Origin of the sequence: Duganella sp. HH101, assembly GCF_001758795.1 — a bacterium.
Lineage (GTDB): Bacteria > Pseudomonadota > Gammaproteobacteria > Burkholderiales > Burkholderiaceae_D > Rugamonas > Rugamonas rivuli.
The window spans coordinates 327300-339124 of record NZ_LRON01000001.1; the positions used below are offsets into that span (position 1 = coordinate 327300).

An 11825-nucleotide genomic window follows, 5' to 3' on the forward strand; every position below is an offset into this window, starting at 1 on the left:
TGTCTGTGTGGAGTGATCGGATTAGCGGATGTCCGCTTTGCCTTGTCCTTGGACTGCGTCCGACGGCGTGAAGAAGTAGCCGACGAACTGGGTATAGGCGCCGCGATTGGCCGTTTCGGGATTGGATATCGTTACGCCGCTGTTGTCGACGTTGGTAGCGCGGGTTTGTCCCGGCTTGTGGGTCCAGCGGCCATCGCTGTCTTGACGATACCAATGGTAGTCGTATCCAGGGGCGACCACCAGCGCGATTTTGGTCTTGCCATCCGGCGAGGTGCCGCTGGCGGTGGTAGGCACCAGGCCGTCGGCCACGGCCGCGTTGTACACCGCCGATCCCGTCATCGGATAGCCGGTCACGCCGTGTGCGCGGCCAGGCTGGGCGAAGGTGTCGGTGCGTTTGTTGTTCGCGTAGTTGTAGCAGTTGTTGTTGCGCTGGACGGTGCCATTGTCGTTCCAGAAGGTCGGCTGGTACGAAGGCGTGGAGTAGGTAGGAACAGGCTGGACCGAGGTATTGCTGGCCCACAGCACGGTGTTGTTGGCTGCCTTGACCACCAGGTTGCCGCTAGAGAGCAGCTGCAGGTAGGAGCCGGGATTGTTATAGGTACTGGTGTGGAACAGGACTTCGCCGGGATTGGGGCCGTAGACCACCAGATTGCCATCGCCCTGCATCACGGTGACGGCGCCGGGATGGCCCCAGCTGCTGGTGTGCCACAAAGGCGCGTTGTCCGATGTGCGATACAGCACCAGATTGCCGTCGCCTTGCATGACCAGGTAGGCCAGGTTGTTGTCGATCGGTTTGATCGATTCGTTGGCTTGCAGCGTTTCGCCAGCCACCAGCTTGTCGGTGTAGCTGTGCGCCGCCGAGGCTTGCAGCGCGACCGAGCACGCCAGGAGAGCCGCCGCGACGCGCAGCGGTTTGAAGCTGTGAGAAAGTGTTGATGCCATTGTTTTTCCTATTTTTTGTGGATTAATTTGCGAGATATAAATCAGCATTTCACCAAAAATACGGCCATGGTCACTACGTTCCTGAATGCCTCTGTCGCTGGATTACGGCTGCGATCGTCGGCACCAAAAAAGTATATGGACTTAATATCTTTTTGTAAACGTTATGGTTGACGCAATATTGCAACAAGAAATGGCGGTTTTTTTAAGGCGCGGCGTATGCGCAACGCGGTATTGCAATAGTTATTGATCGGTGTCATGACAGAGAGTAAAACTGTGAGGTAGGAAAGCGAACACGACGGCGGGAAAAGGCTCTACACCGGGTGACTGCTATGAGATCAACGTTAATCGCCGCGGCGCTGCTTCTGCCGCTCTCGCAACAGACTCAGGCCCAGGAGTCCATCAACGTGTACGGGGTGGTGGACCTGGCCGTTACCTCCGACAGCAACTCCGGCAGGACGATGGCGGCGGTCGACAGCGGGCAGCAGACCGCCTCGCGCTTTGGCATCAAGGGCAGCGAAAACCTGGGGGATGGCCTGGTCGCCAGATTCGTGCTCGAATCGCAGATCGAGGCGGACAGGGGCGTGCCATCCTTTGCGGGCACCTTGTTCGGCAGCCAGGCCTGGGTCAGCCTGGGTGGTCCTTTGGGCAGCGTCACGATCGGCCGCATTTTCACGCCGTACTTTGGCGCGATAGCAAGCAACGACCCCTTCGACGCCAAGGGGCCGGGCGAATCCACCCGCGTGTTTTACGACAGCGGCGTGCGCATGAATAACACGGTCAAGTATTCCTTGCCGCCGACCTTACGGGGCTTCTATGGCGATGTGGCGTACGGCGCCGGCGAGGTCGCCGGCAATGCCCGCGCAAACCGGCAGCTGAGCATGGACCTGGGCTACGCGCGCGGGCCATTGAATGTCCAGCTGGCTTATCACAGCACCTACGACGCTTTCGGCGGCAATCCCGCGCGCAGCTACCTGGTCGGCGGCAACTACAATTTCGGCCCGCTGCGCGGCTGGGCGGTGGTCGCGCGCAGCCGCAACGACACCACGCTCGATACCGAGGACACCTTGTTCGGCATCAGCGTGCCGCTGGGCCTGGACACCGTCGCAGCCGACTACGTCCACAAGAAAGACAAATTCTATTCCGACGCCGACGCCACGCAACTGGCACTGGCCTATTACCATACCCTGTCCAAGCGCACCAATCTCTACCTGGTCGGCTCGCGGCTGGCCAACGACGCCAACGCCGGCTACCAGGCGGCGCAGCCGGGCGGGACCAGGCGGATAATCGCTGCCGGAATACGTCATCAATTTTAAGCAGTGGAGTCTATGATGCGCAGTAAACATCTTGCGGTACGCATGGTCCGGACCATGTTGGCGCTGTCATGCGCCTGGTGTGCCTCGGCCAGCGCGGACGTGGTGATCATGGCCTTCGGCGAAAAGATTCCGCCGTTTTGTTTTCCGGAGAGCGATTCCGGGATCGAGCTGGAAGTGATGCGCGCGGCGCTGGCATATCGCGGACACACATTGAAGCCGCGCTACTATTCGTTTGCCCGGATTCCGGTCGAGTTCAAGGCGGGGGAGGTGGACGCCGCCATGACGGACCTCGGCGAGGACATGACGGCCTGGGGCGGTTACTACGGCGACCCGGCAGTGTTCTACGATAACGTGTTCATCAGTCTCAAGGAACGCAACCTGGTCATCAAGAAACCGGAGGATTTGCGCGGGCTGAAGATCATCTCGTTCGTGGGCGCGGCCAAGCGCTATCCCGAATGGCTGGACGAAGTCAAACGCCAAGGCCATTATTTCGAGCAGAACAATCAGGAATTGCAGGTGCTGACGCTGAATATCGGGCGCTACGACGTGGTGCTCAGCGACCGCAACATCTTCAAGTATTTCACCTTGCAGCTCAAACTCAACAAGGCTTTCCATCCCAAGCCGATCGTCGAACAGAGCTTCGTCAAATTCAACCCGATGGACTACCGGCCGGTGTTTCGCGACCCCAAGATCCGCGACGATTTCAACGCCGGCCTGAAGCAACTGAAGGACAACGGCAAGTTCAACGCGATCTATCAAAAATACCTGGGCGACAAGGACAAGAACTGAAGGCGGTCGTCAGCCTATGCTGTACAGCGAAAAGAACGGATAATAGCGGCTACGTCAATTTTGAGCGCTATTTGGGATTCTTTCATGGAAATTAAGGTCAACTTTCTCGACAAGCTACGTCTCGAAGCCAAGTTCGATGACTTCACGGTGGTCGCCGACCAGCCTATCCGCTATAAAGGCGATGGCTCGGCGCCTGGCCCGTTCGATTACTTTCTCGCGTCATCGGCCTTGTGCGCAGCGTATTTCGTGAAGTTGTATTGCAATACCCGCAATATTCCAACCGAAAATATCCGCCTGTCGCAGAATAATATCGTTGATCCTGAAAACCGCTACAAGCAGATTTTCAAGATCCAGGTTGAACTGCCGGCGGATATTTCCGACAAGGACCGCCAGGGCATTTTGCGTTCCATCGACCGCTGCACCGTCAAAAAGGTGGTGCAAGAGGGCCCCGATTTCGTCATCGAAGAGGTGGAGAACCTGGACGCGGACGCCCAGGGCCTGCTGGTGCTGAATCCGGATACGGCAGCGCGCACCTATATTCCGGGCAAGGATCTGCCGCTGGAACAAACCATCGCAAATATGTCGGGCTTGTTGGCAGGCTTGGGCATCAAGATTGAAATCGCGTCATGGCGCAACATCGTTCCCAACGTCTGGTCGCTGCATATCCGCGATGCGCACTCGCCGATGTGCTTCACCAACGGCAAGGGTTCGACCAAGGAAAGCGCGCTGGCCTCGGCGCTGGGCGAGTATATCGAACGGTTGAACAACAACCATTTCTACGCCGGCGCCTTCTGGGGCGAAGACCTCGCCAACGCCGAATTTGTCCACTACCCGAACGAGCGCTGGTTCAAGCCGGGCCGCAAGGATGCGCTGCCCGCTGAAATTCTCGACGAGTACTGCCTCGACATCTACAACCCGGATGGCGAGCTGCGCGGCTCGCATCTGTACGACACCAACTCCGGTAACGTGGAACGCGGCATCTGCTCGCTGCCGTTCGTGCGGCAATCGGACGGCGAGGTCGTGTACTTCCCGTCCAACCTGGTCGAAAACCTCTATGTCAGCAATGGCATGAGTGCGGGTAACACGCTGGTCGAGGCGCAGGTGCAGTGCCTGTCGGAGATTTTCGAACGGGCGGTCAAGCGTGAAATCCTCGAAGGCGAGATCGCCTTGCCGGATGTGCCGCAAGAAGTGCTGGCGAAGTACCCAGGCATCCTGGCTGGAATACAAGGCCTGGAAGAGCAGGGTTTCCCGGTGCTGGTGAAGGATGCGTCGCTGGGCGGGCAGTACCCGCTGATGTGCGTCACCTTGATGAACCCGCGTACCGGCGGCGTGTTCGCCTCGTTCGGCGCGCATCCAAGCTTCGAGGTCGCGCTGGAGCGCAGCCTGACCGAATTGCTGCAAGGCCGCAGCTTCGAAGGCTTGAACGATTTGCCGCGTCCTACCTTTGTCAGCAACGCCGTCACCGAACCGAACAACTTCGTCGAACACTTCATCGATTCCAGCGGCGTGGTGTCGTGGCGCTTCTTCAGCGCCAAGGCCGATTACGATTTCGTCGAGTGGGATTTCTCCGGCCAGGGCGAAAACTCCAACGCCGAGGAGGCCGCGACCTTGTTCGGCATCCTTGAAACCATGGGCAAGGAGTCGTATATGGCGGTGTATGAGCATCTTGGCGCCGCAGCCTGCCGTATCCTGGTGCCGGGATATTCGGAAGTCTATCCGGTGGAAGACCTGATCTGGGATAACACCAACAAAGCGCTGCTGTTCCGCGCCGACATCCTGAACTTGCATCGCCTGGAAGACAAGCAGCTGGAAGCGCTGCTCGACCGCCTGGAGAATAGCGAGCTGGATGAGTACGGCGATATCGCCACCCTGATCGGCATTGAGTTCGACGAGAACACGGTCTGGGGCCAGCTGACGGTGCTGGAGCTGAAGCTGTTGATTCAACTGGCCTTGCAGCAGTTCGAAGAGGCGCAAGAGCTGGTGCAAGCCTTCCTGCAGTACAACGACAACTCGGTCGAGCGCGGACTGTTCTACCAGGCCTTGAATGCGGTGCTGGAGGTGGAGCTGGATGACGACATGGAACTGGACGAGTACGAGTTCAATTTCCGCCGCATGTTTGGCAACGAACGGATGGATGCGGTCATCGGCTCGGTGGATGGCAGCGTGCGCTTCCACGGCCTGACGCCGACCAGCATGAAGCTGGAAGGGCTGGACCGCCACGAGCGCCTGATCGACAGCTACAAAAAGCTGCACAAGGCGCGCGCCAAGGCCGCAGTTGCCTAGGTAGCTGCCTGAAAAAGGCGATGGGCGATATTCTTGACGGCGGTTTTGGTTTCAGCCGATGCGCCAACGTTGGTGAATATCGCCACGCCGCTGCGCGTGGCAGGAGCCAGATAGACGGCGGTAAACACACCCGGATCGCCGCCCCAGTGGTTGGGCCGCGCCTGTCCGGCCAAGGGCGACTCCATCCAGCCCAGGGCCTGGCCGCTGAGCCATGCAGGCAGCCCGGCCGGTGTCTGCATCTCCAGCATCTGCGCCATGGCAGCCGTACCCAGCAACTCGACGCCGCCCGATCTGCCGCCATTTGCCGACGCGGCGACGAACTTCATGAAATCGCCGATCGATGAACGTAGCATGCCTGCCGGCCAGTCTGGAAAGCCGACCGGTTGAACAGCGACCAGCGCGCCGTCTACGAGCTCATATGGCACGGCGCTATGCAGTTGAGGCGTGTCTTTGATTGTCCAGCTCGTATGATCCATGGCGAGCGGCGCGAGAATTTCCTTGCGGCTTAGTTCACGCATGTCCATCCCGCCGATGCGGCTCCCAAGATGCCCCAGCAAGCCATAGGCCACATTGCAGTAGCCCCATGCCGCTCCGGGGCGCGCTGCCGAGTAACACGTCGCGTCCGAATAATTGATTCCCCCCGGCGCGAGGTATTGCTTGAGGAGGTCGGGCAGGGTGAGCTGGGCATCGCGACCCTGCTCGCGGAAATCGATCTCGTAATACCGTGCGTCGGAAATGCTGGATGTGTGCGTCAGCAGCTGGCGGAACGTGATAGGGGTATCGCGGAAGCGCGGATTCGCAACGGGGAAATCCAGGTGGCGCGAGATCGGCTCATCCAGCGTCAGCTTGCCTCGCTCAGCCAAACGCATAATCATGGTTGCGGTGACTGTCTTTGTGACCGATGCAATATGAAACATCGTATTGGCAGTCACAGCCTTGCGTTGCGCGATGTCGGCCATGCCGTAGCCTTGCGCAAACCGCACGGCGCCATCGCGGGCATAACCGGCGGCCAGACCCGGAATATTCGCCGTGCGCATTTCGTTGCGGATAAATGTATCCAGATCCGGGGAGGGCGGCGCCAGGACGTCCGCCGTCGCCGCACCGGGCAGCAGGAGCGCTGATAGTCCTGCGCCAAGAAACGCGCGTCGGGAAATCGGCGATGCAGGAGCGGGGGCGTAGGCGGGCATGATGTCGCTTTCTCTCTGATGGATGTGTTATTATGTGTAGGTGCCTACATAAATGTCAATCGGAGAATTTAAGCTATCATGAGCAATCAGGATTATTCGCGCGTCGCCGGTGGGGCGGCCATCGGCGCCAGGCTAAGGCGCTTGTCTGAAAGCCTCGACGGCGACTCGGCGCGGGTCTACGCCGCCCTGGGAATCGCATTCGAGCAGCGCTGGTTTGGCGTGCTGAATCAGCTGGCCATCAACGGCTCCGCCACAGTGGGGGAACTGGCGGCGACGCTGAGAATCACGCATGTCTCCGTGAGCCAGACGCGGCAATCGCTGGAGAAATCCGGGATCGTGACATCGCAGCCTGATCCCGAGGACGCCCGCAAGAAGAAGATCATGCTCACCGCCGCAGGCAAGAAACTGGTCGCAAAACTGCGGCCGATCTGGACGGCATTTGACGAAGCCGCCCTGGAGCTGAACGCCGAAGCGGGCAATGTCGTGGCCTCGCTGAACAAGCTCGACGACGCTCTGGAGCGGCAATCTATCTTTGACCGCATCATGCATCGAATTGGCAATCAATAGGCAATCAATAGGCAATCCGCATATTGATAATCATCAAACAATTGAACGATTTTCATCGTTCATTGCGTCCCAACAGATAATACCAGTTCGATAGTGTTGCGAAATTGGTATTATTTCAAGGCGGCCGAATGCGCGCCGCCAAACGTCTTTTTCACTCTCCAGCTGTCTCTGCCGACAAGGCCACTGCATGCGTAACCCTGCGGTTTGGTATTGCTCCGGCATTAGTATTACAAAACCACTTGACTACCAATTAACAAGGCAGCATGCTTGTCTACATAACAAGCGGATAACACTTGAAAGGAGATGTATGTCTACCGAATCTGATTTCGCCGAACCTCGCTACGAAGTGGTCATTAACGACGAGGAACAATACTCCATCTGGCCGGCCGGCCGCAGCGTGCCGAACGGCTGGCGCCTGGTTGGCCAGCAGGGCGTCAAGAGCGTCTGCCTCGACTACATCAACACCGTCTGGACCGACATGCGGCCACTCTCGCTGCGCCAGCAAATGGCGGGCTGAGGCCCATTCCACCGACAGCAGAGGTCTCGCATGGATGTTCAGGTTTCGCCTTGGATGGACGCCGGTCTGGAGCTGTACCGCGACTCGGTGCGGCGCTTCGTCAAGGCCGAAGTGCTGCCCGGCCAGGAGCGCTGGCGCGCGCAGCGCCACGTGGACCGGGCGCTGTGGGAACGCGCGGGCGCATTGGATCTGTTGCTGGCCGATGTACCCGAGCAGTATGGCGGCGCCGGCGGCAGCTATGCCCACATGGTCGTGCTGTGGCAGGAGCTGATGGCGGTGGGCGAGGTGGGCTTCGGCACCCATGTGCATTCTGTCGCGGCGCGCTACATCCTCAATAACGGCAGCGAGGAGCAGAAGCAGCGCTACCTGCCGCAACTGGCCAGCGGCAAAATGATCGCGGCGATCGCGATCACCGAACCCGATGCGGGCTCGGACCTGCAGGCGATACGCTGCAGCGCGGTGCGCGATGGCGACGAGTACCGGATCAACGGCGCCAAGACGTTCATCTCGAACGGCCATCTGGCCGACCTGCTGGTATTGGCGGTCAAGACCGATCCTGCCGGCGGCGCCAAGGCGATCTCGCTATTGCTGGTCGAGACGCGGGCCTTGTCCGGTTATCGGGTCGGCCCCATCCTCGATCTGATAGGGCGCAAGAGCCAGGACACCTGCGAGCTTTTCTTCGACGACGTGCGGGTGCCGGCGCACGCCGTCCTCGGCGCAGTCGAAGGGCGCGGGCTGGCCCAACTGATGCGCGAACTGCCCTACGAACGCACGCTGCTCGGCGTGACGGCGGTGGCCGCGATCGAACGCGCCGTGGCACTCGCCACCGACCACGCGCAGCAGCGCAAGGTCTTCGGCAAGCCGCTGTTCGAACTACAGAACACCCGCTTCAAACTGGCCGAGGCGAAGACGCAGGCGGTGGTGGCGCGGGTGTTCATCGACTGGTGCATCGGCAAGATCATCGATGGCAGCATGGAGACCGATGTGGCGTCGATGGCCAAGTGGTATCTGACCGATATGCAGTGCCGCGTCATCGACGACTGCCTGCAGCTGTTCGGCGGCTATGGCTACTCGCTCGATTTTCCCATCGCGCAGATGTATGCCGATGCGCGCGTGCAGAAGATCTACGGCGGCGCCAATGAAGTCATGAAGGAAATCATCGCCTACAACCTGTAGGCCCGCCAGTCCGTCACCGTTAGGAGAGAAGATGTCCGCAATGCTGGAACTCGCCCGTACGTCCTTGCCCCCAGTCGAACTGGATGGCGTGGCCATCCTTGAAAACATCCGCGCGCTGCGCCCCATGCTGCGCGAACGCTCCGACGAGATCGAGCTTGGCCGCCGCGTGCCGGACGATGTGGTCGCACTGCTGCGCGCGTCCGGAGCCATGCGCATGATGATGCCGCGCGCCTGGGGCGGCCCGGAAATGAACCTGGTCGACATCAATATCGCGCTGGAGGAGCTTGCGCTGGGCAACGCCGCCGCCGCGTGGTGCGTGATGATACAGCTCGACAGCGGCTTATACAGCGGCATGCTGGAAGAAGATACAGGGCGGCGACTGTATCCCAGTCTCGATACCGCGACCTCCAACGTGATCCGCGCGGCGGGTCGCGCCCGCCAGGTCGAGGGAGGCTATATCGTCAACGGACGCTGGAGCTTCGCCAGCGGCTGTCTGCACACCGACCTGTTTGCCGGCGGCTGCCTGCTGTACGGCGACGACGGCGACGAACCGCTCAAGGATGAGGCGGGGCAGCCCTTGCACCGCATGGCCCTGGCGCGGCGCGACCAGCTGATCGCGCACGACACCTGGCACACGCTGGGCCTGCGCGGTACCGGCAGCTGCGACATCGAAATCAAAGACCTGTTCCTGCCGGCCGATCAGCTGTTCGACCTGGGCGGCCGCGCCCACGATGGCGCGCTGTATCGCTGGCCGGCCGTGCTGTGCGCGAAGATGCCGGGGGTCGTTCTGGGCCTTGCGCGCAACGCGATCGAGACGGTCGAGGCGATCCTGCGCGAGCGCAAGGAGGCATCCGACCAGGCGACGCTGGCCTTGGCCAAGGCCCATACCTTGTACGCCAGCGCGCGCGCCTATGTGCATGGCGCGCTGGCCGCGCTGGGCGCCCGGCTCGATGCCGGCGAACTGCCCGACGAGGCCGAGCGGGTCGCGGTGTTCCTGTCGCGCGCCAACGCTTTCCAGAGCGCGCGCGACGCCGTGCAATTGCTGTTCGACGCCCTGGGCGGCGCCGCGATCTACGCCGGCCAGTCGGCGCTGGAGCGTCATCTGCGCGACATCAACACGGCGTGCCAGCACGTGATGGCGCAGCGCCGGGGCCAGGAGGCCGCCGGCCGGCTGATCCTGGGCTTCGACGCACAGTTCTCGTTCCTGTGAACGGGGCCGTTCGCCAGTCTCTCACCCCATCAATGAAGGATGACCATGCAAACAAATAACGGCGGTCTGCCCGCGTTGCCGCCCGGTGCGACCCTGCCGGCGCTGTTCGCGGCCCAGGTGGCGCGCAGCCCTGCGGCGATAGCGCTGGAATTCGAGGGCGAGCGGCTCAGCTACGCCCAGCTGGATGCGCGCGCCGAGCAGATCGCCGCGCGCTTGCGTGCCGCCGGTGTGGGCAGGGAGGCGATCGTCGCACTGGCGTTGCCCCGTTCGCTCGACCTGCCGGTCGCCATGCTGGGCATTATGAAGACCGGCGCTGCGTTCCTGCCGCTCGATCCCGATTACCCGGCCGCGCGGCTGGCCTACATGCTGGCCGATGCACAGCCAGTGTGTCTGCTCACCAGCGCCGCGCTGGACGGGCGCCTGCCGCAGGGCGTGCCGCGCATGCTGCTGGATGCGCCGGCGGCCGTGGCGCAGTGCCTTACGGACGCCGGCCCGGTCCCATTGCGCGACGGCGCGGCCTACCTGATCTACACCTCCGGTTCGACCGGTCAGCCGAAAGGGGTGCTGGTGACGCACGCCGGCATCGCAGGCCTGGCCTCGGCGCAGATCGAAAGCTTCGCCATCGGCGCCGATGCGCGCGTGCTGCAATTCGCCTCGGCCAGTTTCGACGCGGCCGTTTCGGAGCTGTGCATCGCGCTGCTGGCCGGCGCTTGCCTGGTTCTTGCGCCGGCTGCCCGGCTGCTGCCCGGCGATGCGCTGGTCGCGCTGATCAACCAGGCCGGCGTCACGCACGCGACGCTGCCGCCGTCGGCGCTGGCGGCGATGCCTGCGCAGGCCATGCCCACGCTGCGCACGCTGATCGTGGCGGGTGAACAGTGTCCGCCGCATCTGGTGGAGCAGTGGTCGGCCGGGCGTCGCATGATCAACGCCTATGGGCCTACCGAGAGTACGGTGTGCGCGACGATGAGCGCGCCCTTGTCCGGGGCCGTCGCGCCTTCGCTGGGACTGCCGTTGGCTGGTCTGCGTGTGCAGTTGTTTGACGACGCGCTACAGCCGGTTGCCGATGGCGAGGCCGGGGAACTGTACATCGCCGGCGCCGGCTTGGCGCGCGGCTACCTCGGACGCCCCGGCCTGACGGCCGAACGCTTCCTGCCCGATCCCGCCGGGCCGTCGGGCGCGCGCATGTACCGCAGTGGCGACCTGGCCCGCCGCCACGCCGACGGCCGCCTCGACTTCCTGGGCCGCGCCGATCATCAGATCAAGCTGCGCGGCTTCCGCATCGAACCGGGCGAGGTCGAATCCCTGCTCATGAAACAGCCCGGCGTGGCTGCGGCCGTCGTCGTGGCACGCGAGGACAGGCCCGGCGAGCCGCTGCTGGTCGGCTACCTGGCCGGCGCACCCGGCGCGGTGCTGGATGCCGGCGCGTTGCGTCAGTCGCTCGCGCTGCAGCTGCCCGACTACATGGTGCCTGCGGCCTTGCTGCAACTCGACGCATTGCCGCTGACGCCGAACGGAAAACTCGATCGGCAGGCCTTACCGGCGCCGACGTTCGACGGCGACGGCCACACGGCGCCGCGCTCGCCGCGCGAGGAAGCGCTGGCCGGGCTGTTCGCCGAGATTCTCGGTCTTGAACTGGTCGGCATCGACGCCAGCTTCTTCGACCTGGGCGGACATTCGCTCAGCGCCACCCGCTTGATCAGCCGGATACGCGCCACGCTCGGCGTCCAGCTGGAGCTTGAAGACGTGTTCGATGCACCCACCGTAGCCGGCCTGGCGGAACGCGTCGAGCACGCGCCGCCGGTGCGCCGCCCAGCAGCGCTGCGCGCGGCCTGACGAATGTA

At 62.3% G+C, this 11825-nt stretch carries 10 protein-coding genes; 8 read left to right on the forward strand and 2 right to left on the reverse strand.

Features of this window, described 5'->3' with window-relative positions; translation table 11 throughout:
* Positions 1-21 precede the first annotated feature (21 nt).
* Positions 22-942 carry a hypothetical protein gene (locus tag DUGA2_RS01290; protein WP_070266750.1) on the reverse strand — a complete coding sequence of 307 codons (921 nt, stop codon included), beginning with the start codon at positions 940-942 and terminating at the stop codon, positions 22-24.
* Between the two features lie 329 nt (positions 943-1271).
* Between DUGA2_RS01290 and DUGA2_RS01295 the strand changes: the two genes are divergently transcribed.
* From DUGA2_RS01295 to DUGA2_RS01305, 3 genes are all read left to right on the forward strand, one after another.
* Positions 1272-2255: a porin gene (locus tag DUGA2_RS01295; protein WP_070266752.1), complete on the forward strand. Its 984-nt coding sequence runs from the start codon at positions 1272-1274 to the stop codon at positions 2253-2255.
* A 54-nt stretch (positions 2256-2309) separates the two neighbouring features.
* Positions 2310-3044, forward strand: coding sequence for an ABC transporter substrate-binding protein (locus DUGA2_RS01300; RefSeq protein ID WP_210402523.1), 735 nt, complete (start codon positions 2310-2312; stop codon positions 3042-3044).
* Between the two features lie 84 nt (positions 3045-3128).
* Entirely contained in the window at positions 3129-5327 is a 2199-nt protein-coding gene (locus DUGA2_RS01305) for an OsmC domain/YcaO domain-containing protein (protein ID WP_070266755.1), read from the forward strand.
* On the opposite strand, the gene DUGA2_RS01310 is transcribed toward DUGA2_RS01305, so the two are convergent.
* A complete protein-coding gene (locus DUGA2_RS01310) occupies positions 5324-6514 on the reverse strand; it encodes a serine hydrolase (protein ID WP_070266756.1) in 1191 nt (396 codons plus the stop codon). The two genes, DUGA2_RS01305 and DUGA2_RS01310, sit on opposite strands and share 4 nt — an antisense overlap.
* Before the next feature lie 78 nt (positions 6515-6592).
* On the opposite strand from DUGA2_RS01310, the gene DUGA2_RS01315 reads away from it, so the two are divergent.
* The 5 genes from DUGA2_RS01315 to DUGA2_RS01335 all read left to right on the forward strand — a co-directional run bounded on the left by DUGA2_RS01315 (position 6593) and on the right by DUGA2_RS01335 (position 11817).
* Complete coding sequence (locus tag DUGA2_RS01315) at positions 6593-7081, forward strand: MarR family winged helix-turn-helix transcriptional regulator (RefSeq protein ID WP_070266757.1); 489 nt, start codon at positions 6593-6595, stop codon at positions 7079-7081.
* Positions 7082-7388: 307 nt separating this feature from the next.
* Positions 7389-7598, forward strand: a complete 210-nt coding sequence (locus DUGA2_RS01320) for an MbtH family NRPS accessory protein (RefSeq protein WP_070266758.1) — start codon at positions 7389-7391, stop codon at positions 7596-7598.
* A gap of 30 nt (positions 7599-7628) precedes the next feature.
* A complete protein-coding gene (locus tag DUGA2_RS01325) occupies positions 7629-8774 on the forward strand; it encodes an acyl-CoA dehydrogenase family protein (protein ID WP_070266759.1) in 1146 nt (381 codons plus the stop codon).
* Between the two features lie 31 nt (positions 8775-8805).
* A complete protein-coding gene (locus DUGA2_RS01330) occupies positions 8806-9984 on the forward strand; it encodes an acyl-CoA dehydrogenase family protein (protein WP_083296158.1) in 1179 nt (392 codons plus the stop codon).
* A 45-nt stretch (positions 9985-10029) separates the two neighbouring features.
* Positions 10030-11817 (forward strand): non-ribosomal peptide synthetase, encoded by a 1788-nt coding sequence (locus DUGA2_RS01335; RefSeq protein ID WP_168167746.1) that lies wholly within the window; start codon positions 10030-10032, stop codon positions 11815-11817.
* Positions 11818-11825 lie beyond the last annotated feature (8 nt).